General features: G+C 39.6%; 21 protein-coding genes and 1 pseudogene. 15 read left to right on the top strand and 7 right to left on the bottom strand.

Annotated features, from left to right (window positions below; all coding sequences use genetic code 11):
• Positions 1-49 precede the first annotated feature (49 nt).
• Positions 50-463 (top strand): alternative ribosome rescue aminoacyl-tRNA hydrolase ArfB, encoded by a 414-nt coding sequence (arfB, locus tag AC3KZC_RS18680; RefSeq protein ID WP_490577631.1) that lies wholly within the window; start codon positions 50-52, stop codon positions 461-463.
• 117 nt (positions 464-580) lie between these two features.
• Entirely contained in the window at positions 581-3358 is a 2778-nt protein-coding gene (locus AC3KZC_RS18675; protein WP_490577632.1) for an ATP-binding protein, read from the top strand.
• A 276-nt stretch (positions 3359-3634) separates the two neighbouring features.
• Here the strand turns inward: AC3KZC_RS18675 and deoD are convergent, their stop codons facing one another.
• Together deoD and AC3KZC_RS18665 are read right to left on the bottom strand one after the other, a co-directional pair.
• The gene (deoD, locus tag AC3KZC_RS18670; protein WP_490577633.1) at positions 3635-4336 is read right to left on the bottom strand and encodes a purine-nucleoside phosphorylase; all 702 of its coding nucleotides are present in this window, start codon (positions 4334-4336) and stop codon (positions 3635-3637) included.
• Positions 4337-4349: 13 nt separating this feature from the next.
• The gene (locus tag AC3KZC_RS18665) at positions 4350-5567 is read right to left on the bottom strand and encodes a phosphopentomutase (RefSeq protein WP_490577634.1); all 1218 of its coding nucleotides are present in this window, start codon (positions 5565-5567) and stop codon (positions 4350-4352) included.
• A gap of 318 nt (positions 5568-5885) precedes the next feature.
• Here AC3KZC_RS18665 and udk point away from each other — a divergent pair, with 318 nt between their 5' ends.
• The 4 genes from udk (at position 5886) to AC3KZC_RS18645 (ending at position 9716) form a co-directional block, all read left to right on the top strand.
• The gene (gene udk, locus AC3KZC_RS18660; protein WP_490577635.1) at positions 5886-6515 is read left to right on the top strand and encodes a uridine kinase; all 630 of its coding nucleotides are present in this window, start codon (positions 5886-5888) and stop codon (positions 6513-6515) included.
• A 16-nt stretch (positions 6516-6531) separates the two neighbouring features.
• Positions 6532-7755 (top strand): NupC/NupG family nucleoside CNT transporter, encoded by a 1224-nt coding sequence (locus AC3KZC_RS18655; protein WP_490577636.1) that lies wholly within the window; start codon positions 6532-6534, stop codon positions 7753-7755.
• A gap of 24 nt (positions 7756-7779) precedes the next feature.
• Positions 7780-8721 (top strand): isopenicillin N synthase family dioxygenase, encoded by a 942-nt coding sequence (locus tag AC3KZC_RS18650; RefSeq protein ID WP_490577637.1) that lies wholly within the window; start codon positions 7780-7782, stop codon positions 8719-8721.
• Between the two features lie 191 nt (positions 8722-8912).
• Positions 8913-9716: a substrate-binding periplasmic protein gene (locus AC3KZC_RS18645; RefSeq protein WP_490577638.1), complete on the top strand. Its 804-nt coding sequence runs from the start codon at positions 8913-8915 to the stop codon at positions 9714-9716.
• A 5-nt stretch (positions 9717-9721) separates the two neighbouring features.
• Here AC3KZC_RS18645 and AC3KZC_RS18640 read toward each other — a convergent pair whose 3' ends face one another.
• On the bottom strand, positions 9722-10345 hold the full coding sequence (locus AC3KZC_RS18640; protein WP_490577639.1) for a hypothetical protein: 624 nt from the start codon (positions 10343-10345) through the stop codon (positions 9722-9724).
• Positions 10346-10712: 367 nt separating this feature from the next.
• On the opposite strand from AC3KZC_RS18640, the gene AC3KZC_RS18635 reads away from it, so the two are divergent.
• Entirely contained in the window at positions 10713-12935 is a 2223-nt protein-coding gene (locus AC3KZC_RS18635) for a M4 family metallopeptidase (protein ID WP_490577640.1), read from the top strand.
• Between the two features lie 233 nt (positions 12936-13168).
• A complete protein-coding gene (locus AC3KZC_RS18630; protein ID WP_490577641.1) occupies positions 13169-13909 on the top strand; it encodes a ferredoxin--NADP reductase in 741 nt (246 codons plus the stop codon).
• 7 nt (positions 13910-13916) lie between these two features.
• Here AC3KZC_RS18630 and AC3KZC_RS18625 read toward each other — a convergent pair whose 3' ends face one another.
• Positions 13917-15122: an EAL domain-containing response regulator gene (locus AC3KZC_RS18625; RefSeq protein ID WP_490577642.1), complete on the bottom strand. Its 1206-nt coding sequence runs from the start codon at positions 15120-15122 to the stop codon at positions 13917-13919.
• A gap of 181 nt (positions 15123-15303) precedes the next feature.
• Here AC3KZC_RS18625 and AC3KZC_RS18620 point away from each other — a divergent pair, with 181 nt between their 5' ends.
• The gene (locus AC3KZC_RS18620; protein ID WP_490577643.1) at positions 15304-15540 is read left to right on the top strand and encodes a TIGR02647 family protein; all 237 of its coding nucleotides are present in this window, start codon (positions 15304-15306) and stop codon (positions 15538-15540) included.
• A gap of 40 nt (positions 15541-15580) precedes the next feature.
• On the opposite strand, the gene AC3KZC_RS18615 is transcribed toward AC3KZC_RS18620, so the two are convergent.
• Positions 15581-15829 (bottom strand): VF530 family protein, encoded by a 249-nt coding sequence (locus AC3KZC_RS18615; RefSeq protein WP_490577644.1) that lies wholly within the window; start codon positions 15827-15829, stop codon positions 15581-15583.
• 166 nt (positions 15830-15995) lie between these two features.
• Here AC3KZC_RS18615 and AC3KZC_RS18610 point away from each other — a divergent pair, with 166 nt between their 5' ends.
• From AC3KZC_RS18610 to AC3KZC_RS18585, 6 genes and pseudogenes are all read left to right on the top strand, one after another.
• Positions 15996-16265 (top strand): hypothetical protein, encoded by a 270-nt coding sequence (locus AC3KZC_RS18610; RefSeq protein WP_490577645.1) that lies wholly within the window; start codon positions 15996-15998, stop codon positions 16263-16265.
• Positions 16266-16490: 225 nt separating this feature from the next.
• A complete protein-coding gene (locus AC3KZC_RS18605; protein ID WP_490577646.1) occupies positions 16491-19814 on the top strand; it encodes an NPCBM/NEW2 domain-containing protein in 3324 nt (1107 codons plus the stop codon).
• Between the two features lie 137 nt (positions 19815-19951).
• Positions 19952-20401: a GyrI-like domain-containing protein gene (locus AC3KZC_RS18600; protein ID WP_490577647.1), complete on the top strand. Its 450-nt coding sequence runs from the start codon at positions 19952-19954 to the stop codon at positions 20399-20401.
• A gap of 69 nt (positions 20402-20470) precedes the next feature.
• Positions 20471-21418 (top strand): alpha/beta fold hydrolase, encoded by a 948-nt coding sequence (locus AC3KZC_RS18595; protein ID WP_490577648.1) that lies wholly within the window; start codon positions 20471-20473, stop codon positions 21416-21418.
• A 349-nt stretch (positions 21419-21767) separates the two neighbouring features.
• Positions 21768-21923: pseudogene (locus AC3KZC_RS18590) on the top strand (transposase); the annotation flags it as partial.
• A gap of 82 nt (positions 21924-22005) precedes the next feature.
• The gene (locus AC3KZC_RS18585; RefSeq protein WP_490577649.1) at positions 22006-22509 is read left to right on the top strand and encodes a hypothetical protein; all 504 of its coding nucleotides are present in this window, start codon (positions 22006-22008) and stop codon (positions 22507-22509) included.
• Between the two features lie 96 nt (positions 22510-22605).
• Here the strand turns inward: AC3KZC_RS18585 and AC3KZC_RS18580 are convergent, their stop codons facing one another.
• Entirely contained in the window at positions 22606-23289 is a 684-nt protein-coding gene (locus AC3KZC_RS18580; RefSeq protein WP_490577650.1) for a hypothetical protein, read from the bottom strand.
• 880 nt (positions 23290-24169) lie between these two features.
• On the bottom strand, positions 24170-25489 hold the full coding sequence (locus AC3KZC_RS18575) for an ATP-binding protein (protein WP_490577651.1): 1320 nt from the start codon (positions 25487-25489) through the stop codon (positions 24170-24172).
• Between the last annotated feature and the right edge of the window lie 250 nt (positions 25490-25739).

Below are 25739 nucleotides of genomic sequence, written 5' to 3'. Positions count from 1 at the left end.
TGAAAAGTATGGCCTTTTTTGCATTTTAGTCATATTAAAAAGAGCATTCATGTTAGAAATTACGCCTCATATTATTATCTCTGAATGGGAACTGGAGTTGACTGCAATTCGTGCACAAGGTGCAGGTGGTCAAAATGTAAATAAAGTGTCTAGTGCGATACATCTGAGATTTGATATTACCCACTCTAGTTTGCCTGCTTTTTATAAAGAACGTTTATTAGCCTGCTCAGATAGCCGGATCACCAAAGAAGGTGTAGTGATCATCAAAGCCCAGCAATATCGCGATCAAGCACAAAATAAGCAAGATGCACTAGAGCGTTTAGCTGATTTAATTAAGCAAGCCACCAAAGTTGAAAAAACTCGTCGAGAAACTCGCCCCACACGGAACTCTCAAAAAAGACGAATGGATAAAAAAACACAAAAAAGTCAAACCAAATCATTACGTGGTGCTATTCGGTTTTAAAGGCATTTCAAAAGAGGAAAAAATAAAGAACTCTGTTACGCTTACTTCATAAAAATTATAAATTTATGATTTTCAAACCCGATTATCATTGTTTTAAATTAAAAGAGTACATAACTAGTGTTACCCATCTCATTGTCTCGTCATTCTTTGTTTATAAAAGCCATCGCATTGGGGTTAATGGGAGGGTGTGTCAATCTGCTTCCTTTATATTTCTTATCAAGTACTGAGTTTATTTTCGGCCAAGTGTTTGCCTTATATGCTTTGTTAAGGTTTGGTCCTCGTATTGGATTTATTGTTAGTATCATCGCAGCCTGTTTTTTATGGTTTAAATGGGGACATGCTTGGCCTGGGATTTGTTTTGTATTAGAAATTGTATGGCTATCATGGTTTAGTATTCGACGTCGCCAGCCATTGTTGGGTTGGGGCATCGTATATTGGTTCGTGATTGGTTTGCCGATATTAGCCGCAATGGGCTATTGGATCGTCGAGATCCCACCTTTGGCGCTATTAACCGCATTGGTGAAATATTTACTCAATGCAGTTGTCTGTTTAGCTATTGCTGATGTATTAGGATTTTATTCTAAAAACTATTTATTAAACACAGAAAATAAAGTGCCACTAGTTCGTTTGTTGCGCTATACCGTGAGCTTATTGGTGGGGCTTGCATTGCTCATCATTACGGTGATTTTAATTAATTACAATTATCAAAATGTAGAAAGTCATGTTCGCTCTCAACTTAAAGGAAAAGCAACCGATATTGCAATCGGTGTTGATCAATATTTACATGAACATCTAAATGCGGTTGCAGTACAAGCAGAAGTGGTGGCAAATGGTTTTACCCAGCAAAAAGCGCTTGATATATTGACAGAGCAATACTCTGTATTTATAACCAGCCTTGCAACTGATAGCTTAGGTAACATTGTAGCGGCAGCACCAAGAGAGTTTTATGATAAATTAGATAGCCAGTCTGTTAATGTGTCAGATCGTTCATATTTTATTGAAGCAAAACAAAGTGAAGATCCCTATATATCGCCCGTTTTTCAAGGTCGGGGGTTCGGTACTCAACCGATTGTTGCTCTTTCTAAGGGGGTATATCACAACGGCCAGTTTCAAGGGATTATCGAAGGGTCGTTAAACTTAGATGCCTTCTCAGCTTTTACACCTCAGTTATTTGAGCAACCGGCTCAATTATTAATCCTTGATCAAGATAATACGATTGTCTATCAATCTGAACAGCTCAATTATCCAATTTTAGAAGCATTAGCAGAAGATGAGTTAGCGCGCTTTCGGAATACTCCGATTTCGCCAGTATTTATCGATAATCAAAAAATATCTTATTACAGTGTCCTAAAGCAAACAGCCCATTATCGGTGGCAGGTTGTACTTTTATTAGATAAGTCATATATCGACATGATGGCTGCTTGGTCATGGTTAAAAGCGATGCTGGTTATGGCGTGTGTGACTTTGTTGGTAATTATGTTTATGGTGCGCTTAAGCCGTTGGTTGGTCGCACCTATCGATTCACTGCATAAACAAATGATTAGTTTTGACCCCGAAGATACAAAAAGTAATATTCAAAGTGCTATCCAGTCATGGTCAGAAATCGATGCTCTACAGCTGCAATTTATTGCAATGGCAACTAATTTGCGAAGTAGCTTTACTGCGCTTGCACATTCGAATCAAGAAAATGAAATATTAAATGATAAGCTAAGCGAATTTAATCATGAACTTGCGATAGAGGTTGAGAAAAAAACGTTTGAACTCTCCCTCAGTGTTCAGATGGCAGAGCAAGCCAATAAAGCAAAATCTATATTTTTGGCCAATATGAGCCATGAAATCCGCACCCCTATGAATGGTATTTTAGGGATGTTGAATATTTTATTAAAAGAACAGACGCTCCCAAGTCATATTGTAGATAAATTACTCCTAACACATAGCTCAGCAAAAACATTAATGCTGATATTAAATGATATTCTCGATTATTCAAAAATAGAAGCTGGGCAGTTAGAGCTTGAAGAGCAATCGTTTGATTTAGTTAATTTGTTTGAAGAGCTAGGTAAAATATTTCAGTTATCATCGCTAAAACCTGACGTTGTGTTTGTTTTACATGGACTTGAAGGATTACCTCGTACGGTTTTGAGTGACTCGGTGAGGTTGAGGCAAATTATTACAAATTTGTTGACCAATGCGGGAAAATTTACTGCAAAAGGTGAGATTCGAATTGATACGCAATATAAGAAGGGCTCACTGATTTTTAGTGTAAAAGATACTGGTATTGGTATTCCAGCCAAAATGCAGTCGAAACTTTTTAGTGAGTTTAGCCAAGTTGATGCATCTACAACCAGGCAATATGGCGGTACAGGTCTTGGTTTAGCAATTTGTTTAAAATTAATAAGATTATTTAAAGGAGAGATTGTTTTAGAAAGTGAAGAGGGTGTTGGTAGTTGTTTTACTGTTACTTTGCCGATGAAAATTGCTTCAAAAACGAACGATGTTAACAGCCCTACACCAGCCATACCTAATTTAACCCAAAAAGATATTTTGCTGGTTGAAGATAATCCTTTAAATCAACTTGTTGCACGAGCGATATTAAATGCCTTAGGGGCCAATGTGGTGATTGTGCAAAACGGAGAGCTTGCATTATTAGAACAAAAGAAAAATCAATATCAGTTGATCTTGATGGATTGCCAGATGCCTGTCATGGATGGTTTTACAGCGACACGGATTATACGAAGTGAATCGCACATTTATGGTAACCCAGTAATTATAGCTTTAACTGCCAACGCATTTGTCGAAGATAGGCAAGCGTGTTTAGATGCAGGAATGAATGACTTTATTAGCAAGCCAATTGATGAAAAGTTACTTCATAGTGTATTAACAAAATGGACTGATTGAGTTAATAGTCACTTTAATATGGGATAATGCAATTATCTAAGGTTCTGATTTTCAACGCTAATAGCGTTGCGTTGATTGCATCGTATTGATTTGTTCAATCTGCCTTGTAAGCCTTGATTATACAGGCAAGGGATTGAATAATTGTTCTGGTCAAACGTAGTTTTTTATGTTTAGTTCAATATGAGAGAGCTTTTTATTAAAGACGGATATTAGGCAAGAAAAAAGCCGCATCCTGCGGCTTTGGTTACAACTGTTAGAAGGTACAATAATAATTTATTAAATTGATTCTAGGGCAATTTTAACCATTTCATTGAATGTGTTTTGACGTTCTTCAGCAGGCGTTGCTTCACCAGTAATAACATGATCGCTTACCGTGAATAGCGCCATTGCTTTAACGCCATATTCCGCTGCAACACCATATAAACCCGCAGTTTCCATATCAACAGCAAGTACGCCTAATTTGTCTAAATCAGCGTAAAATGTTGAGTCTGCTTGATAAAATGTATCAGTAGTAAAGACGTTACCTACTTTGACATTAACGCCTAACTTACGGGCTGCATTAACACCGTTTTCTAGTAAGCCAAAATCGGCAATGGCAGCAAAATCATAACCACGAACACGCGCACGATTTACATTTGAGTCTGTGCTTGCGCCTTGGGCAAAAATAACGTCACGAATCTTGATCTCAGAACCTATTCCACCACAGGTGCCGATACGGATTAAGTTTTTAACATTGTAGCTGCAGATAAGCTCACGGGCATAAATCGACATAGATGGGATCCCCATGCCTGACGCCATAATGCTGACTGGCTTACCTTTATAAGTACCAGTAAAGCCAAACATATTACGTACACCTGTGACTTGACGCGCGTCGTCTAAAAATGTTTCAGCGATGTATTTTGCGCGTAACGGGTCACCTGGCATTAAAACTGTTTCGGCAAAATCGCCTAAAATTGCATTGATGTGAGGAGTGCTCATAAAAACTATCCTGTTAATTAGCTTTATTCAGTGATTGAGCGAAACTTTCGCCATATTCCATTGCAGGTAAATCAAACCACTGGGCAAGTGTTTGGCCTATATCTGCAAAACTATTTCGTTCTCCTAAATTAATAGGAATCATATTCGGTTGATAGGCAAGTACAGGCACATATTCGCGAGTATGATCTGTGCCAGGCCATGTAGGATCACAGCCATGATCGGCTGTGATAATCATTACATCATCTGGGTGCAACTTCGCCATTAACTTTGGCAAATAAGCATCAAACACAGCTAATGCTTGCGCATAACCAACAGCATTTCGGCGATGGCCAAACTTCTCATCAAAATCAACTAAATTTGTGAAAATAATACTTTTTTCAGGTGCTGTATTCATTACTTCGACTGTTTTATCAAGTAAGTTAATCAACCCTGACGCTTTAAATTTTTGTGTTATACCCTGATGGGCATAAATATCTGATATTTTGCCAATGCTTATGACTTCACCACCTGCTTGCGCTAACTTATCAAGTACTGTTGGCGCGGGTGGCAATACTGCGTAATCACGGCGATTACCTGTGCGGGCAAACTCTAAGGCTGTTTCACCTAAAAATGGGCGAGCAATGACGCGTCCAATGTTCATTTCATCGAGTAATTCTCGGGCAATTTCGCACACTTGGTAGAGCTTATCTAAACCAAAATGGGCTTCATGCGCAGCGATTTGAAAAACAGAGTCGGTTGAGGTGTAACAAATTGGTTTACCTGTTTGGATATGCTCTTCGCCTAATTGCTCTAAAATTGTAGTGCCAGATGCGTGGCAATTCCCCAAAATTCCTGGAATATCAGCACGCTTAACAAGTTCGTTAATAAATTCTTCGCTAAAACAAGGCACTGTTTGTGGAAAATAACCCCAATCAAATAAAACGGGCACACCGGCCATTTCCCAATGCCCTGATGGTGTATCTTTACCCGTTGATAATTCTTTGGCAAAGCCGTATGCCCCAATAGGGCGAAATTGCTGAGTCACTTGGCAAATTGTGCCGCTTGCTTGTTGGCAGGCTGCAATTAATCCAAGTTTGGTTAAGTTAGGTAAAGCCAATTTTGTGCCGGTTTCACCATGATAGGCGGCTAGCAAATGAGCTAAAGTATTCGCTCCAGTATCACCAAAAGTATGCGCGTCAGGTGTTGCACCTATGCCTAAACTATCGGCCATTAAAATAATTGCTCTTGCCATTGGCACCCTCTTAGAAGACTAACTCTAAATTAGTCTAAACTTCAAAAATTGCTTCTAGTATAGCTAAACTTTGTTGCTTATCGATTGCAAGAACTTAAGTTGGCTTTACGTTTTAACTTAACTGTCTCAGACTGTCTGAAAGTCTCGTCAGTCATTACACTTTATGATTTTGTTGATTTTGTCGTACAGGACAATTGTCCTGTTTGCTCTTTAGCAAAAACGATAAATTTGTGACTTTGAAAGCGTCAGTTGAGATTCTTTTTTTCTTTTTTGGTATTGTTAAGCTCTTTGAGTTTAATCCTTTAGGTGTGAATACTTGTGACCCGAACTATTATAGCGATTGCTGGTGCTTCAGCTTCAGGTAAGTCTCTGTTTAGCCAAACTATTTATAGTGAATTGGTTAATGAGCTCGAACCAGGTGCAATTGCTATCATTGAAGAAGATGCATATTACCGCGACCAATCTCATTTGCCCTTTGCGCATCGTACGCAAACAAATTATGACCATCCTGACGCGTTTGAACATGAATTAATGCTGTCACATTTGAATCAGTTACGCAGAGGTGAGTCAGTTGATGTACCAATTTACGATTATTCTCAACATACTCGCAGTGGAAAAACAAGAAAAGTACTGCCAGCAAAAATTTTAATTGTCGAAGGCATTTTATTGCTTTGTGATAAAAAGCTATGCGATGAGTTTAATATCAAAGTGTTTATTGATACACCTCTTGATATTTGTTTAATGCGCAGAATGAAACGAGATATGGAAGAACGTGGGCGCTCGTTGCAATCGGTTATTGAGCAATATACCTCGACTGTAAGGCCGATGTTTTATCAGTTTATAGAGCCTTCAAAATATAACTCTGACCTTGTGGTCACTCGTGGTGGTAAGAATCGTGTTGCGATCGATATCATCAAAAGCAAAATAAAACAGCTGTTACAACAATAATAATGGGAACAATTTGATGACAACGATCATGAGTTTAGTCGGTATGGCATCACTGCTGTTGGTGGCTTTTTTAGCTTCAACAAACCGTAAAGCAATTAGTTTAAGAACAGTTGGAATTGCCTTTACGATGCAGTTTATTATCGGCGGCTTTGTCTTGTTTTTTGAGGCGGGTAAAAATGCACTGGTTGCTGTTTCAGCTGCGGTGTCATCGGTAATTGGTTATGCGAATAATGGTATCTCGTTTTTGTTCGGGCCATTAGCACAGCAAGACACTTTAGGGTTTATTTTTGCCATTCAAGTCTTACCTGTCATCGTATTTTTCTCTGCTTTAGTGGCAGTGCTTTACCATATTGGCATCATGGATTGGATTATTAAGATTCTAGGTGGAGGACTGCAAAAATTACTCAAAACATCGCGCACTGAATCACTTTCAGCTACCGCTAATATTTTTGTTGGTCAAACTGAAGCGCCATTAATCGTAAAGCCATTTATCGCGACAATGACAAAATCAGAGTTATTTGCTGTGATGGTGGGTGGTCTTGCTACCGTAGCTGGCTCGGTCATGGCGGGCTACGTCATTATTGGTGTCGAGCTTAAGTATTTAATCGCTGCAAGTTTTATGGCTGCACCAGGTGGTTTTTTAATGGCAAAAATGATGGTGCCAGAAACTGAAACCCCAAAAGATAACTTATCTGATGTTGAAAACGCAGATGATAAACCGGTCAACGTGATTGATGCTGCAGCCTCTGGTGCTGCAAATGGTATGCAGTTGGCCTTAAATGTCGGCGCAATGTTACTGGCATTTGTTGCATTGATTGCGCTACTTAATGGTTTATTGGGTGGTGTAGGCGGTTGGTTCAATCATCCAACGTTAACACTTCAGGAAATTTTAGGTTATGTATTTGCACCAGTGGCTTGGCTATTAGGTGTACCGTGGAATGAAGCTGTTATTGCGGGTAGTTTCATCGGTCAAAAATTGGTTGTAAATGAGTTTGTTGCTTATTTAGACTTTATTAATTATCGCGATACGTTAAGTGCGCATACACAAGCAATCGTTACTTTTGCGCTGTGTGGTTTTGCTAACTTATCGTCGATAGCAATACTACTAGGCGGATTAGGTGGCATGGCACCTAGTCGTCGCAAGGATATCGCCCGCCTAGGGCTCAGAGCGGTTATGGCTGGATCTATGGCCAATCTGATGAGTGCCGCCATCGCCGGCTTTTTCCTGTCACTAGGATAAGGTCAGCTATGTTAAGGACATTTAATGACAATTAGAACGATTCCAACATTAGATATTTCGCGTTTTAACTCAGATAAAGCGAGCTTTGTTGCAGAACTAGGCAAAGGGTACCGTGAGTTTGGTTTCTGTGGCATTGTTGGTCATGGTATCGATACCGAATTGGTTGCAAAGGCCTATGATGCAATTCGTACTTTCTTTGCTTTACCTATCGATGTGAAGCAGCAATATAGTGCCGCTAATATCGGTGGTGCCCGTGGTTACACCGGTATGGGTGTTGAGAAAGCCAAAGATAATCCGCATCCAGACTTAAAAGAGTTCTGGCATGTAGGGCGTGAACTTGCACCAGAACAATTGGTTGAGGGTTTATACCCCAATGTGTGGCCTGCTGAAGTACCGCAATTTAAAGCTGATGTTTATCCGCTTTATGAGGCATTGGATGAGCTTGGTCGCCAAGTTTTGTCTGCACTTGCGTTATTTTTGGGTCAAGACGAACACTACTTTGACGATAAAATTGACCATGGGAATTCAATTTTGCGTCCGCTTCATTATCCGCCTATTTTACAAGGAGCAACACCTGCAGTTCGAGCGGGTGCACATGAAGATATTAATTTTATAACGCTGCTTGTCGGTTCTGAGGAGGCTGGTTTGGAGGTCCTCACTCGTGATGGTGAGTATATTCCTGTGACAACAATTCCAGGCACGATTGTTGTTAATATCGGGGATATGCTGCAAAGGTTGACGAATAATGTGCTACCGTCAACAACCCATCGTGTGGTTAATCCACCGGGTGACGGCGCCAAACACAGCCGATTCTCAGTTCCATTTTTCTTACACCCGAATCCAGAGTTTATGATTGAAACTCTGGCAACGTGTGTGACCGAAGATAACCCTAATCGTTATCCGGAGTCGATTTCGTCAAATGATTATTTGACTGAACGCTTAATTGAGATTGGTTTAATTAAGTGATCCCGAAAGGGAATGTCTAAGTCTTAAGGGGTTAAGACCGACACAAAATTTGAACGATACTAGAGCAAAGGGCCTTTTAAGGCCCTTTTTTTGATCTAGCGCAAGGTTTAAAGCCTCATTTAATGCAAATCTTGCATGTTTACCTGATACTAGGCATATTTAAGGGCGTTTTCTTATTTTGGAATAGACGGATGAAATCGGTTGGTTACAGGCAGTATAAAGCTTTCCCTACTTTTTTATTGGCACTGTTTTTTATTCCATATTCTCATGCAACTACCTTAGAAAAAACAGAGTTAATAATCGGGTTAGGTAATTTTGAGCCCATGTTTGCTGATGAAAACAAGCCAGCTTTGTTTAAAGATTTAATTGATGGTGTCTTTAAATACTTACCGCAGTATGATGTAAGTTACCGATTTATGCTTTCAAATAGCCGTTTAGAGCAAGATTTGGCCGCAAATCGGCTAGATGGAGCCGCTAATATTTTTAAAAAAACAACGGCAACCACCTGTTTAACAAAACCTTTTTTCCGGTTTACTGATGTCGCTATTACGCAAAAAAAACACTCTATAGTAATTGATAATATTTCTCAGCTTGCGCAGTATTCAGTAGTCAGCTATCAAAATGCGACTAAATTACTGGGTGATGAATATCGAAATTCGCTCACTCATAATCAGCATTATCAAGAGGTTTCTCAACCTGAGCAACAAGCTTTGTTATTATCACAAGGATTAGTTGATGTCAGTATTGGTGATAAATTTATATTTTTATATAGTTTGCAACAATTAAGAAAAAAAGCGCTCAGTATCGATGAGTTCGAGTTCCACCCTATATTCCCTGCCGGTTATACCTCAATGGGGTTTAGTCATGTATCCTTGTGCTTACTTGTTAATGAAGCAATTGATAAATTTGTGCAAAGTGGCGGTTACGAGTCTGTCTATCGCACACATTTAAAAACACTTGGTTATCATCCCTTAGTACAAGATATTGCACATTAATGTGATCAGTCAGGTAAGTTCGTACTGATTTTTTTCTTTTTATTGATCACACCATCATAGTATGTGCCCATTAAAATGTTCAGTTCCTCTTGGTAGCGGCGTAATTCTGACTTTAGTTGGATATTGTCTTTTTTACTGATGTTAAAGTCATTTTGCATGTGAAGAAAATCAGCCGTTTGTTTATTAAATAATGTATTTATTTTTTGTAATTTTTCATCACTTAATTTTAGTGCCTGATTTAACTGTTGGTTACGTTCGCTTAAATCTCTGCAATGATGATTGAGCACCTTTTGGCTCATTTGTAATTCTTCTACTTTTGCAGTTAATTCAATGAATTCTTGATCGTTATGATGAGAGCTGTGCAGTGGTGTTAAAGCACTTGTTTGATTTAATAATGCGCTTTCGAGCTGTTGATTGCTGATCTGCCATTGTTGTTCAACAATATCGATATGAGCTTGTTGCATCTTATTTCGTTTATTAAGCTGTTCAATTTGGTTGCTTAGTGCATTGATTTGATTGTTTTTATCATCAAGAAGGCGCTCGAATGCCTGCTCAATATTAAATTGCATTTGTTGATTTTGTTCCAAAATATCTGCTTGCAAAGCGTGCTCTTGAGTTTGATGTTCCATTCTAACCACACATATTTTAAATAGTGCCCAGACTTTAATGTACCGACTTCATACAAGTGTTGATATCGATCAGGATTTATTTAATTTTTAGATTTATTTATACATGTTTTGCCGGTGTGATTGTTGAGTATTTCGGATTGATATAACGTTATTCGAATAAAATATTAATAAATTATTGTCTATTATTGTCTATTATTGTCTATTATTTGCTCTTTTAAAGTTTAAGTTATTGATTTTAAGTGGTTAAATTTAAATTAAAAAATAAGCAAATTGTTAAATAAATGTTTGTTAAATGTTTGTTTCATATTACCTGTTGGTGGTACAGTTGTGTTCCCTTTTAAGGGTAATTAAATAACAGGAATATCTCATGGTTAAAATAAATAAAATAACGACATTACTTTCTTTTCTCTTAATGAGCCAAAGTTATGGCTCATTTGCACAAGATATTAGCGTTACAAATAAAACAATTGATGAGCAAGGTCAGGTGACTTTTTTAACGGGTGAATTGGGCGCTGTCGCAGCGGGTAATACTATTGCTGCGGTTAAACAGGTTATTATTGCTGAGGCGAGCTATGGTGCAAAAGGCAACGAAGACTTTTCTATTAAAAGGCAATGGATTGACGAATTAGGCAAGCTTCATACACACTTAAATCAAACCATCAATGGTTTACAAGTTTATGGAACCAGTTTAATTGCGCATGCTACAACGACCAGTGGCTCAGCCACTTCATCAGCGAGTCTTTCAGGATCTGAGTTGTTTGCATTGAGCGGTACGTTAGCTGTCGCAGATGAGGTGCCATCGCTGACATTACAAGGTATGAATCAAACTCAAAGTACCGCCAATCTGAACGAGTTAGCCAGTGAAATGGGCGAGGTAATATCAAGTGCTCAGTTAGTTTATGTTTATTTACCGCTTAGCAAAGAAACAAAACTTGCTTGGAAAATTGAGGTTAAATATCAAGGGATAAACGGTTTTGAGCATGATAGTGTGTTCTTCGATTTCAGCACGCTGAGTGAAATTGCTCGTCATGCTAAAGTACATTCTGTAAAGCAATACAATACCTATACCCATAATAATCGCCCTTATAACGATAGCTCACAACGTCAATTATTATGTTCAACATCGCAATCATGTGCCGATGCAGCTGCCCAACGTGCTCATTCAGGTGCGTCTATTGTTTATGACTATTACAAGAATAAGCATAATCGTAATGGTATAAATAACAGTGACTTAGTCATGAATTCAAATGTTCATGTTGGCAGTAACTGGAATAATGCAGTTTGGTATAATAACCAAATGTTTTATGGTGAAGGTGATGGCAGCCAATTTACCGATTTCACATTATCATTTGATATCATCGGTCATGAACTAACCCATGGTGTGACTGAATATACTGCTGGGTTAATTTACCAAAATGCATCAGGTGCATTAAATGAAGCGTGGTCTGATATTTTAGGCGTGTCTGCAGATGCGTATAAACGTAACTCTACACAACCAATCTGGAAATTAGGTCAGGGTTCTTACACACCAGGTACGGCTGGCGATGGCTTACGTTATATGAATAACCCAACGCAAGATGGTTATTCAAAGGATTATTATCCAGAGCGTATTCCGTTTACTAACAGCCCATCAGATCAAAATGATCGTGGTGGTGTTCATGGTAACTCAGGGATTGCAAATTTAGCCTATGCATTATTGGTAGATGGTGGTACGCATCCTCGTAATAAAACCACGGCAAATGTCCCTAGCATTGGTTTAGCTAAAGCTGAAAAGATTTTCTACCGCGCCTTAACAACCTATTTTACACAATCGACTGACTTTGCTGCAGCAAGAACGGGTACAGCGCAAGCTGCACAAGACTTATATGGTGCAACAGAAAAAGCTGCTGTAGAAACAGCATGGTGTGCTGTGGGTGTAGGAAGTTGTCCAACAGGCGGCACAACACCACCGACAGGATCACAAGTATTGGTAAATGGTACACCAAAAACAGGTTTATCTGCTGCAACGAATGCAGAGCTTTTATTTACGTTTGAGGTTCCAGCAGGTGCGACTGATATTAAAGTGGCTACATCAGGTGGAACAGGTGATTCCGATCTTTATGTAAAATTTGGTTCAGCACCTGATGATAATAGCTTTGACTGTCGCCCATATGCCAATGGTAATGCTGAAAACTGTGCTCTTACATCGGCAGGCGGTACATATTATGTTCGTTTAAAAGCCTATGCAGGATTTTCTGGTTTAACACTTACTGGCAGTTATACCGCAGGCAGTACGGGCTCTTTACAACCAATCAGCGAAACAGTGAATAATGTTACTGTCGCCAAAGGGGCTTGGACACGCTACACCTATAATTTACCTGCAGGTTATGCCAACATGACTATTGCTATTTCCGGTGGTACGGGTGATGCGGATATGTATGTGCGTTTTGGTGAGCAATCAACGACCAGCCAATATGATTGTCGTCCATATAAAAATGGCAATACAGAATCATGTAGCTTTTCGTCACCAAAAGCAGGGACTTGGTATATCGATTTGAGCGGTTACGCAGCAACATCTGGTGTTACGCTAACACTAAAAGCAAATCCATAACACAGCGTTTTAATATGTTGTAATTATTAAGGATGGCGAAGGCCATCCTTTTTTGATCATCACACATGCTACTTAGCTCATTTTTCGATACTGGCCTATTGCACGTTAATAAAACACAGTTAGTTGAAAATAGCTGCTTGAGAGTGATTTATTACCTTGTATGAGCTTACTAAATAAAAGCACTTAGCCAGTTTCGTCTATGCTTAATCGAAGCACTCAAAAAGGACAACATTATGGCAAATTGGCAAACTGGAATAGTAAAAGACATTGTTTGGTGGAACGAACGATTATTTAGTTTAATTATTGAGGCAGATATTGCACCTTTTAAAGCGGGGCAGTTTACAAAACTTAGCTTAGATCAAGATGGAAAACGAATTGCACGTGCCTATTCATTTGTAAATGCACCTGAAGATCCAAATTTAGAGTTTTATCTTATTCATGTTGAAGATGGACAATTAAGCCCGCCATTGTGTGCATTAAAAAAGGGCGATTATGTTCAAGTTGCTGACCAAGCAAGTGGCTTTTTTACGATTGATGAAGTGCCAGCGGCAGAGCAATTATGGTTATTAGCAACGGGGACCGCTATCGGGCCATTTCTTTCTATTTTACAAAGCAATGATGTGTGGCAAAAATTTAACGAAATTTACCTTGTTCATGGTGTTCGCAAAGAGGGGGATTTAAGTTATCAACCGCTTATTAATCAGCTTATGGCAGCTCATCCTGAGTTAAAGTATGTCAGTGTATTGAGTCAACAATACAATCAGTGTGGATTAAATGGGCGCATCACATCAGCTTTAACGACCCATTTGTTAGCAAAGCATTTTAATGTGGTCTCTACACCTGCAAACAGCCAATATATGATTTGTGGGAACCCGGCTATGGTGAAAGAAAGTAGCCAAATCTTGCAAGCTCTGGGGTTTACGCGCAATCGACGCACAGAGCCTGGGCAAATAACGGTCGAGCAATATTGGTAAATAATGATTAGGTTAAAACATGACTGACCCAATTTTGATGCCATGCAATAAGCTCATTGCATGGTTTTGGGCGGCAAATTAAATACCCCTGTAGTAATATTTCGTGCTTAAAATGGTTTTGTAAATACTCTAGCTCATTAAAATTCTCAATTCCTTCAGCGACTAACGTAAATTGTTGTTCTAGAGCAATTTGTACTAGTGAGTTAACAACTACTTGGGAAAAGTTATCGATGTGGATATCACGGATGAGGCTTCTATCGATTTTAATCTCTGTGAAAGGCAAAGTTCTCAGTTGCGTGAGGTTGGTAAACCCAGTACCAAAGTCATCAAGTGAAATCGAATATCCGCGCATTCTTAAACGATTAAGCGTTTCAAGCTGAGCATTGCTTTTGAGAGCGTATTCTTCAGTAATTTCAATAATAATATTTTTCGATAAAATACCATATTGCTCTCTAAGCTCATCAATTTTTTTCGGCATTAAAAAGTCGGTTAGTTGCGTGGGCGATAAGTTAAGGGCTATTTTTAAATCAGGGCCAAAACTTTGGCTTAGCTGTTTGAAATCGGCCATCGCTTTACTAAATAATTGGAACGAAAAGGCATCGGTTAAGTTGTATTTTTCAGCGGTGGGAATAAATAAACTAGGTTGTATTACTTGATTGCTCTTATCTGAGCTAATTCGAGCAAGGACTTCAATGCTATAGATTTTGTTATCTAAATTACTAACTTTAGGTTGGTAATAAGGTAATATCCGGTTTGTTTTAATGGCATTAATAAGATCTAACTCGGTGAGCTGAAAAAGGGTATTGTCTTTTCTACAAATGAAATCATTGAGTTTATATAAGATCATTTTCAAGTTGCTAGGGTCAACCGGTTTTGCAATATTGCCAATCAGGTGCGTATTATTTTCTTTGGCAAGTTCAGATGCCAACGTAATCACCTTTTTATCCATTTCTGAAATAATAATGACGCCACCACAATAGTTATTTTTGCCAAGATGCCGTATAAATTCCATCCCATCCATTTCTGGCATGTTTAGATCTGTAAATACAGCGGCATAAAAGTCGATATTCGTTTTGATTTTTTTTAGTGCGGCATCAGCACAATTAAAAGTATCAATAAACTGGAAACCAAGCTGTGTTAAGTGGGCTTTTAAAACCAAAAGTAATGCAGGGGAGTCATCGATAATTGCAACAGGTTTTTTGAATATATCCATTTCATAGTACGCCTATAATTTAGTCCCTTAAATTAATATTTTAGTAGGGTAAATTATTTTTGCTAAATGAATTCAAAGGTAAATTTGATTTAAAACACGAGCGAGTGATTTTTAACTTTTATTTTGGATTTAAAAGGTCTACCTTATAAACAACAATAAGAAAGGATTGGGCGCTAGTAATATGTTATTTAATAAAAAAATGGTTGATGAATTAAATTTAATTTTAACGTTTCCTGACAATAGCATGATGCAAGGAATTAAGATCCATGCTGACGCAGAACCCGCAGTAATAGAAGCGGCACAACGCCTTTTTGCAAAAGGCATTATTGATAAAGTAGATGGCGGGTATTTAACCGATTTAGGGCTTGATCTTGCAGAGCATGCACAAGTTTTAAAATTAGCGCTCAGCGACAAATAAAAATGAAATTAGCTAAATAAATGCTCAGCTTGCTGAGCATTTATTTTTTTAGTGTAGGCCACACAAATGTTGACTGGCAACGGTCTAAATAAAGTTGTTCAACAGCGGTTCTGGCCCAAGGTGTTTTGCGTAAAAATTTTAAGCTTGATTTAACGCTTGGGTCATTACGAAAACAATTAATGTTCACTTCCTTTGCCATTTCAGCCCAGCCTATTTGCTGCTCCAGCGTAGAAACGATTTTCTCCAGAGTAAGACCATGTAATGGATTGTTTGCTTGTGTATTGCTCATGAAATTGCATTCTTAAATAACTAAAGTGTAATTGTACCATCGCTTAGTTAATAAATGAATGAACAGCTAAAAGCACTTTCATGTTGCTGCAATTTAAATGTACTTTTGTTGTCACAGTGTGAGCTTACTCTGAGGTTGATTTTTAAACTTAGGGTTGAGTAAACACATGAATTTTGCACTTTTAAGCCTATCAGTATTAAGTCTTAATTTGACCGATGTATTACAAGCAGACTCAGTTACAGACCTCAATACGGCTGAACCCATATTTGTCACAGAATTTCGAGCTGAGTTACAACTTAGCTTAGAACAACTACATTCATCGATTACTCATGATATTAAAGGCTACAAGTTGCAAGCCCCTGTTATTACTCCTTTAACCAAGCCTGTAAATGAGCACAAACGTGGTAAAGCGCGGTTACTTATCGTCAAAAATTAATTAAGTCGGTGACCTAAATTATTGTGCCATTGTGACGACTTAGATTACCTATTCAATGGTCTGATGTGTGAGTGTTTGACCTCATTCTTTTGACTCTGCCCCAGAGTCTGTGCACTATTAGTTCGTTCCAATTATAGCTAACGTTTTATTTTTTATAGTTCAATTTGGCTATAGGATTTGAAACGGATAAAAATTAATAATTACTCTGGGCTAATTAGGTCAACTATGAATCATATTCTACTGCGAAAAAGCGCACTGTTACTTGCGCTTTTACCAGCTGTGTATAGTGCTTGCTTACACGCTAAACCTTTGGGTCAAATCCATACGCTCACGCAACAAAACAATCAATTTGATGTTGAAACTAAAGACAAAGAACAAGTTCAAATCAACTTTTTGCGTGACGATATTGTAAGAATTTGGGCAGGACAAGAAAAATTACTTCCAGCAAATAATAAAGCCGCACCTATCGTGGTACAAAATGACTTTGGTCAAGTGGCTGTAAAGCAATCTGATTTTGCCGATTACACGCTACTGACTACGTCTAAAATGGCGCTTAGGGTGTATCATCAACCGCTGCGTTTTGAGTTGTACCGTCCAGATAATAAAACGGCTATTTGGCAAGAAGTAAAACCAATCGAACTGACCGAAAAATCAAGTTATCAAACCCTCACAACTCATAAAAATGAGTATTTCATGGGGGGCGGTCAGCAAAATGGCGCTTTCGAGTTTAAAGGTGAGATCCTCGATATTTCTTACTCGGGTGGCTGGGAAGAAGGCGACAGACCCAGCCCCGCACCTTTTTACATGAGCAGTGAAGGCTATGGTGTGCTGCGCAATACGTGGAGCAACGGCCAATATGATTTTCGCTCAGATGAATACCTCACTGCCGAGCATCAAGAAAACCGCTTTGATGCCTATTATTTTGTTGGTGATAATATTGCAGATGTATTAGACGCTTACACCGATGTATCGGGTAAAGCGCCACTTATTCCGCGTTGGGCGTTTGAATACGGCGATGCCGATTGTTACAACGATGGCGATAACGTGAAAAAGCCCGGAACAGTTCCTGATGGCTGGAGCGATGGCCCAACTGGTACGACGCCAGATGTGATTGAGTCGGTTGCCAAAAAATACCGCGAACACGACATGCCGGGTGGTTGGATTTTACCCAATGATGGCTATGGCTGCGGATATACCAATTTACCCGAGGTGATTGAGGGGTTAAACGAGCTTGGCTTTAAAACAGGCCTGTGGACTGAAGATGGCGTTGATAAAATTGCGTGGGAAGTGGGCGAGGCGGGCAGCCGCGCACAAAAACTTGATGTCGCTTGGACAGGCGCAGGCTATCAGTTTGCACTGGACGCGAATCAAAGTGCAGCGCAAGGGATTTTAGATAACTCAGACTCACGGCCATTTTTATGGACAGTGATGGGCTGGGCGGGTATTCAACGCTATGCGGTAACATGGACAGGCGATCAGTCTGGCAGTTGGGATTATATTCGTTGGCATGTTTCGACTTTAATCGGCTCAGGCTTGTCAGGACAAGTGTATGCAACAGGTGATGTCGACGGTATTTTTGGCGGCAGTCCAGAAACCTACATGCGTGACTTACAATGGAAAGCCTTTACACCGGTATTAATGGGGATGTCGGGCTGGTCAAAAGCGGCGCGTAAACATCCGTGGTGGTTTGACGAGCCATATCGCTCAATTAACCGCAAATACCTCAAGCTAAAAATGCGCTTAACCCCGTATATGTACACCTTAGCGCATCAGGCCGAACAAACCGCAGCGCCCATTGTGCGTGGTTTAATGTGGGATCACCCCAATGATCAATATGCATTTACCGAGCAATATAAAAATCAGTTTTTCTTAGGCGAAAGTTTATTGGTTGCACCAGTGTTTCGTTCGCAAGCGGGCAGCAATGGCTGGCGTGAAGACGTCTATTTACCGCAAGGGCAGTGGATTGATTATTGGGATGGCACAGTCACAGACGCCCCTAAAGAAGGCCGAGAAATTGATTACCCAGTCACACTCGATAAACTGCCGCTGTTCGTTAAAGCGGGCGCCATTTTACCTATGTACCCAGAAGCTTTATATGATGGGCACGTGGCAAAAGATACCTTAACACTCGATATTTACCCATTTGGCGAGTCCTCGTTCGAAATCTATGAAGACGATGGTCATACCCGCCACTACCAACAGGGTGCGTTTAGTAAGCAGCTGATTAAAGTCGATGCACCTCAAAATAAAGCGGGTGATATCACGGTCAACATTGGCGCTGTTAAAGGGCAATATCAAGGTATGGAGACTGAGCGGGTCTATCAGTTACAACTGCATACCCGTGTCTTGCCAGACAACGTCGAATTAGACGGCAAGCCTCTAACACAGGTTTCTACGCAAACGGCCTTTGAGCAAGGTCAAAATGTCTGGTTTTACGATGCCAACACTCAATTTGGTGTGGTGCATGTTAAAACACAAAAAGTTGCGGTTAATCAGCAGTATAACGTGACTCTACGTGTGAACGATGGGCTAAGACTCACAGCAACACCTGCTTATCCAACCATGCCCGATTACGGCAATGCGATTTCGGCCGATAGTTTACTGATTTTAAATCGCCCCCTTGAAGAGCCGGGTCACCCGATGGAAAATGCCTTTGATAACAACCCAAATACTTGGTTTAGAACCATCCGCGACCAAAGTTTAAAAACAGGGCCGCATGAGTTTGTACTTGCCCTAGGCGAGCGCCGAATGATTGAAGGGTTTGAGATTGCACCACGTAATGACAAACACTGGAAATACTCACAAGTCAAAGATTACGAAGTGTATTTAAGTGATGTCAACGGCCAATGGGGCGAGCCAATTGCAACAGGCAGTTTAGCCCGTGTACAAGAAAGCCAAAAAGTCACCTTTGATGCCAAACCGGGCAGCTTACTACGCTTTAGAATTGTCAGCACCCACGACCAAGGTAGCTTTGTCACCGCAAATAAAGACGATAAACCGACAGGTGAAGCCTTTAACGCGTTTATTCCCATGCAAGTGACACCCATTGCAATCGGTGAATTTAAATTACTTGAGCAACCACAACCAAAGCGTGACAAACAGCGCGTGTATTTATCGGCGGCTACATGGGATAACGCAACCACCGGAAGCAAAAAAGGCGTGCAAAAAGACAAAGCCTGGCACCCAAGTAACACCAGTGCCATGAAAATGAATGGCCTTGGTTTTAACAAAGGGCTCGGTGTTGATGGCCACAGCCAAATTGATTATACCTTGTCGGGTCATTGGCACACCTTTAGAGCCGATGTGGGCATTGATGACAGCTGCGAAGCAGGAGCAAAAGTGAATTTTCAGGTTTATGCAGATAACAAACTGTTATTTGATAGCGGCGAAATCACCCCGCCAGCCGTGGTCAAGCCCGAGCTTGATATTCGCGGTGTCAAACAGTTGAGCCTGCGCACGTATAGTCAAAATACCCGCCAACAAGCTGCTTGCGCTAACTGGGCCAATGCACAAGTGATTGGTTTTGAAGGGGATAAAGTTGGTAAATAAACTCATCGCTTAACTGTAGATAAGCCCTTGCTCAATAGAGAGTAAGGGAATTCTATTGATGGTCACTGAGGCAGACAGTACATAGAGTACGCGTTATTTTTTACCGAAAAACAAGGCATATCGAGGATAAAACTAAAATGGAAATACGATTTGTTGAAGAAAAAACCATTAATGGACTCAGCACACGAACAAACAATGCGACCGAGATGAACCCACAAACTGGGAAAATTCCCGGCTTGTGGCAAACGTTCGATCACACCGTGCCCGTTGATTACAAAAATGGGGAGCGTGTCTATGGCGTTTATTTTCAGTATGAATCTGATTACAACGGTGACTTTACCGTATTAGCGGGGTTTGATGGGGCGCAATACCCAAGCAGTGCGCAGCTCACATCCATTACCTTGCAAGAGGGAAAATACTTGGTTTTTAAGCGCCAAGGGAACATGCCCGATATCGCCATCGAAGCGTGGACAGATGTGTGGAATTATTTCAGCGACCAAAACGTTGCTCACCATCGGCTGTACACCACTGATTTTGAGTTTTACCCAAATGGCAATGAAATTGAAGTCCACATCGCCATCAAATAAACAGCTGACGATACGATGAAATGCTGCACTTATAAAATAAATAAGTAAAAATAAATAAGGACACGCACGATGGATTGGTTACTGATAGTGGTTGGCTTGCTCATTCTGGTGTGCGTGGTGATGTATGTGATCACACCAACATCCACCTTGTATCACTTTTTACTGAGTATAGAACGCAGCATTGCGCGTTTATACTTAGCGCGTTTACAGGTTGATGAACTCAGCATTGAGTACCTACGTGGTGGCTCGGGCGAACCATTGTTGCTGCTACATGGCTTTGGGGCCGACAAAGATCATTGGAACCGAATTGCAGGCTATTTAGGCGACCACTTTGACGTGATTGCGGTAGATTTACCGGGTTTTGGCAACAGTAGCCATGAGATACAACACGATTACGATGTACAAAGCCAAGTCAGGCGGCTAAAAAAAATAGTCGATGCACTTGAGTTAACTCAGTTTCATCTTGGCGGTAGTTCAATGGGTGGCTACATTGCCGGTCATTTTGCTGCCACCTATCCCAATTACATAAAAAATCTCTGGCTCATAAGCCCTTTAGGGGTCGAAAATTCAGCGCATAGCGAGATGTTTAAGGCAATGAAGGCAGGGCAGCAACCTTTGGTATTGCCGCGCACACCATCAGAATTTAACGTGCTCTATAGCCATTTATTTGTCAAAAAACCGTTCGTACCTAATTTGGTCCTCAATCACCTTGGCGCCATGGCCGAGCAACGGCTGGCACTAAACAGCAAAATATTTTCGCAAATCCATTCAGTTAAACATGGCGAGCCAGAATTCAATAACCCGCTCGACAGTGTGTTACAGCACTACAATGGCAACGTGTTCATTACGTGGGGTGATCAAGATCGCATCTTACACGTCTCGGGCGCCCACGGGCTCAAACAGGTTTTGCCACATGCGCATATAGACATACTTAACAATGCTGGCCACTTACCCATGTTGGAGCAACCATTAAGAACCGCGCAACCTTTTATTACCTTTTATGAAGCACAAAAATAGGGAAGCACCCGAGTGGCTTCGACCTGTAGGTTGGACGTGAGCCCGAGAGTTTTATCAAAGCATTCGTGTTGTTAAATCAACACTCGCTTCAATCTTCAAAAAATTGCTTTGCAAATTGCTAACGTTGTCGCGTGGGCAAGGACAGACAAAGAACCTGTACCTCAGAATAAATTGAGGTTGTTTTGTAGCAAGGGTTTTATGTTGCGACAAGGTATGTATGCCAATAGCGAATACTTTGAATTGGTGATGTGTCTAGGGCTGCACAATGTAAGATTTAACCCTCGTTATTCATGCAAAACACCCAGACGAAATCAAATTAGAGTGGGTGTCTTTGTTATTTGATGGTAACCGACTTGGCTGTATAGAGCTCGTGTTCGGCAATATTACGGTAAACAAAGGCATGAATAAACTGACCTTACGGGGACAAACGAAAGTGAATGCCCAATGGCAACTGTATTGCTTGGTTCATAATATCGAAAAGCCGCAAAACTGCCTAAATGATTGAATCAAAATAGGAACTCAGTTATTGTTCGTTGATTAATAAAACAAATTAAAAACGAGTAAATCTACAGACTCGTTATATTTTTATGATGAATCGAGCAGTATTTACATTTCTATTTACTTTTTCAGGTGCGCTTAATGCAAGTGTTCAACTAGATTTTAAATGGTTGCCACTTAAAAAAATCACTTATGAAATTTCTATACCTCATCCTTTTGGTGAAACTATATTAGAGTTTTATCCGACAATTGATTCAGATCGAAGGATCCGAGAATTACGGATTTCTACGGCTAAACATGGTTGGTTCACTCCTAATATAGAACCTTTAAAAAAAGAGACATCACTTCAAGTAAAAGATATTGAGTTCATTATCAAAGATGCTGCTGTGAATGAAGATGGAAGTGTTAAATATTTTGAGTTTAGTATTTATTACGGCGCTCCTAATAAGGTTAATTGCAATGGTAGAACAGAGTATGTTCCAAATAGTAAATTATTAAAGGTTTTCGCTGACGGCCAAGTGTCAATAACAGAAGATAGAAGTTATTTTGAGTTATGTGAGGCGTTAAATAGCTTTCATGGAGGATACAAGTAAATGGCAACTTTATTTTTAATTACGGCACTGATTTTAACCGTATTTAGTGCACCTGCTTATGTATGTTATATTTCTAATGGGTGACCTTTTTGGTTTCTATTGAATTGTTAAGGGGTTATCAGAGATAGACGCGATTAAAAGACCATAATAACTGCCATTATCTTCAATAATACGCATTGTGCCACCTTTCCAAGTTGTTTTTAGGCGTTGATCGCGGGTTAAAGCATCTAATGTCGAGTCGATTAAATCATGATGTTCAGCTTGAAACATAAATCCACATAACTGATCGGAGCATTGCACATCTTCCATTCGTAACGCTTGGTTTGATTGCTCAAGTTCAATGGCGATAGCGTTGAATTGTTCTTTGATATTACTAGCATGATTGGTTGTTAGATTTAATGCAAGCTCTGAAATTAATGAGCGGACCTCGTTAACTGTTAATGATTCTATAGGGTCAGGATTGAAATAATCTTTGTGCCCATCGGAGCTAACTAAGCTATCAAAAGAAACAATTTGCGTTACTTTAGGACCATTTTGGTTATCAGTTTCTTTTTGCTTATAGTCTCTTTTAAGTGAAGCTCTGTTATTATTTAAGGGTAAAGTCGGTTGTGTGGTTTGTTTTTGTTGTGAAGATTCGGTGTCAGGGTATTGTTGACTGATAGGATATTTAGTTGCCACTGTGATTTCTTGAGACATTTGCTTAGGCGCTTGTAAAGTTAGGTAATAGCTGGAGCATCCAATAAAAATAACAACCAGTATTAACAATATGATTTTTTTCATCTCTATCCTTACGAGTGGCAAAGCCACTCTACTTTAACTGTTTAATTTATTGATGGAATTTGTTTTTTCCAAACATTACCGCCAGCGGAGTCAGTTAACCCGCCATTCTCATCGACAACACACGCATTATCACCTTGCGAGGTTACTACAGTGCTTTCAGCGAAGTTAACTGAGTAAACAATATTGTAGACACCAACCCAATAGATAAAATTACATTTTTTTTCATAACATTACTTCCTTTTTGTTCCTTTGATGGGATTTTTACAATGCATGTATTTTACTGGTCTTGTCAATAGTATTTATTTTGCGGGAGAAAATAAGTGGTATTTATTAAGTAACCTGAACTCTGGATAATAAATCTATCTCCAGTGGCTATTTTCAACGATAACTATGTTGAGTTTACTTGCAATAGACCTAAATAAAATAACATTGACATATATGGACACGACCCACTTTGCAAGCATGAGTGGGTCGTGTCCATATATGTCTGTATAATTCTTCCCATTTAGAAATAAAGCGGCGAACCAACATCAGCCAGTGTGAAAAGCTGCTGGGCTAAATCACCAATCAACCCTACACATACAACCCCATTCATATGCTAACTAAGTAGGTAAAACTGCGCCTGTCACTGTGTTTTAGAGCCTCCAATCCTCGAATAAAATCAAACAATAATTTGTTTAGATACTTTTGGAGTGAAAATACACATGTATTAGCACTGTACGTTTGTTGTTTGATAATTTAAAAGTGGGTGTCTGTATAATTCTTGCGATTTTACTTGTATTTATGTCAGTGGCGGTCGACGAGGATTAGAAATAAGCTTGGTAGCAACCGAACTATCACGGTTGACAATCGCGAGTTTCACTCAAATTAGTCGAATAAATTATTTCTTAAAACGGTAAGTTAACATAAAACCGCGTTGAGGCAGTTCATCATGAGAAGAAATCGATATATCGCCATATAAGGTGCGCTTAATCAACGAGTAGACGATAGCTAAACCTAAACCAACTCGGCCTTGATTTCGTGCGGAGGTATAAAATGGCTCGCACACTTTATTGATAGCACTTTGTTCTATGCCCACGCCATTATCATGGTAACGGACTTCAACCCAGTCATCTTGCTGGGTCAGGGTCAAAGTTATCAAATTATCATGTTCGAATTTGAACCCATGCAAAAGACTGTTTTGAACCAAGCTAGTTAATACTTGATTGTGCACACCTAGTACCGTATCGATCCGTACATCTGTATCACCTTTTAGGACAATATCAAACTGCTTGCCGTGCTCTTGGTATTTAATGGTGGTGATAAAGTTTTGCAAGTATTGATGGAAATTCACTTTTGTTGCTTCACTAAAAAGTTGATTCCCCGCAATATTTTTAAAGCTGTCTATTAATTCTTTCGAACGTTGCAGGTTATTTTTTTGCAGTAATAAGATTTCGTCTACCGCTTCAATGTAATGGTTCATTTCACAGAGTGATATTTTGCCATTTTTTACATGCCCGGTCAGTTCGATATGCTTTTGCTCTAAAACCGAGTGCGAGGTAATTGAAATGCCTAACGGTGTGTTAAGCTCGTGTGCTAAACCAGCAACAATATTTGAAAGTGATGCCAGCTTTTCTGATTCAATGAGTTGTTTTTGAGTGTGTTTTAACTCATCTAATGCTTGTGTTAATGACACTGTGCGTTGCGCCACCTTTTCTTCAAGGTGGCGGTTAAAGTCTTTTAGACTTGACTCATAATCTTGTCGCTCTATTTCAGCAGAGATCCGTCCTGAAAAAATCTGGAATAAGGCTGTGACAAATTCAGACTCAACTAACTGATGTTGATAAAGCGCCACTATCAGCCCTATCACTTCCCCTTTCGAATTATGTAAGGGAGTCCCTAAATAGGCTTGAACTGACATATCAACTAATAGCTGATCATCTGGAAACAAATTGCAGACATCGGTTGGATAGCAACATACAGAATCATCAGCTACGTTACTGCAAGGTGTTCCAACTAAAGAGTATTTAATATTATCAACCAGTTGATTGTTGACCACTAAGGCGATGGTCTCAGACATCCTTTTCGCCTTATCTAATCGCGCTATAAACGTATAATCGGCGCCAATCACTTTATTCAGTTGCAATGTAATACTATTTAAAAAGTCATCGCCGTAGGTATTCGATACACCTTCAATTATGTCTCTTAAGTGATTTTTCATTCATTCTTTTCCTTGGTGTTTGTCAAAATATGGGTAACAAAGGTAAAAAAATCAATATTATTATCAATTTTGAAAAGACCAATATTATCTTTACGCTATTGCTTGGTTGAACAACCCCAAAAACAACTTATGAGCAATGAATACGAACTGGCAAAAAATATATGTCATGATATTGAGGAAGGACAAGTTCGGCCATTTAAAAGTGGGTCGTGTTCATATATCTACGTAATTTCTTCTACGTAATTTCGTA

This window comes from Pseudoalteromonas sp. J2K-J031 (genome assembly GCF_058197095.2).
This window is presented reverse-complemented; position numbering and strand designations above follow the sequence as displayed.

Coding starts and splice junctions, on each gene's coding strand:
- AC3KZC_RS18640 (WP_490577639.1), bottom strand. CDS start 10,345: ATGGAACATCAAACTCAAGAGCACGCTTTGCAAGCAGATATTTTGGAA.
- AC3KZC_RS18630 (WP_490577641.1), top strand. CDS start 13,169: ATGGCAAATTGGCAAACTGGAATAGTAAAAGACATTGTTTGGTGGAAC.
- arfB (WP_490577631.1), top strand. CDS start 50: ATGTTAGAAATTACGCCTCATATTATTATCTCTGAATGGGAACTGGAG.
- AC3KZC_RS18580 (WP_490577650.1), bottom strand. CDS start 23,289: ATGAAAAAAATCATATTGTTAATACTGGTTGTTATTTTTATTGGATGC.
- AC3KZC_RS18625 (WP_490577642.1), bottom strand. CDS start 15,122: ATGGATATATTCAAAAAACCTGTTGCAATTATCGATGACTCCCCTGCA.
- AC3KZC_RS18620 (WP_490577643.1), top strand. CDS start 15,304: ATGTTATTTAATAAAAAAATGGTTGATGAATTAAATTTAATTTTAACG.
- AC3KZC_RS18595 (WP_490577648.1), top strand. CDS start 20,471: ATGGATTGGTTACTGATAGTGGTTGGCTTGCTCATTCTGGTGTGCGTG.
- AC3KZC_RS18665 (WP_490577634.1), bottom strand. CDS start 5,567: ATGGCAAGAGCAATTATTTTAATGGCCGATAGTTTAGGCATAGGTGCA.
- AC3KZC_RS18645 (WP_490577638.1), top strand. CDS start 8,913: ATGAAATCGGTTGGTTACAGGCAGTATAAAGCTTTCCCTACTTTTTTA.
- AC3KZC_RS18600 (WP_490577647.1), top strand. CDS start 19,952: ATGGAAATACGATTTGTTGAAGAAAAAACCATTAATGGACTCAGCACA.
- AC3KZC_RS18610 (WP_490577645.1), top strand. CDS start 15,996: ATGAATTTTGCACTTTTAAGCCTATCAGTATTAAGTCTTAATTTGACC.
- AC3KZC_RS18605 (WP_490577646.1), top strand. CDS start 16,491: ATGAATCATATTCTACTGCGAAAAAGCGCACTGTTACTTGCGCTTTTA.
- AC3KZC_RS18575 (WP_490577651.1), bottom strand. CDS start 25,489: ATGAAAAATCACTTAAGAGACATAATTGAAGGTGTATCGAATACCTAC.
- AC3KZC_RS18585 (WP_490577649.1), top strand. CDS start 22,006: ATGATGAATCGAGCAGTATTTACATTTCTATTTACTTTTTCAGGTGCG.
- AC3KZC_RS18650 (WP_490577637.1), top strand. CDS start 7,780: ATGACAATTAGAACGATTCCAACATTAGATATTTCGCGTTTTAACTCA.
- AC3KZC_RS18635 (WP_490577640.1), top strand. CDS start 10,713: ATGGTTAAAATAAATAAAATAACGACATTACTTTCTTTTCTCTTAATG.
- AC3KZC_RS18615 (WP_490577644.1), bottom strand. CDS start 15,829: ATGAGCAATACACAAGCAAACAATCCATTACATGGTCTTACTCTGGAG.
- AC3KZC_RS18655 (WP_490577636.1), top strand. CDS start 6,532: ATGACAACGATCATGAGTTTAGTCGGTATGGCATCACTGCTGTTGGTG.
- deoD (WP_490577633.1), bottom strand. CDS start 4,336: ATGAGCACTCCTCACATCAATGCAATTTTAGGCGATTTTGCCGAAACA.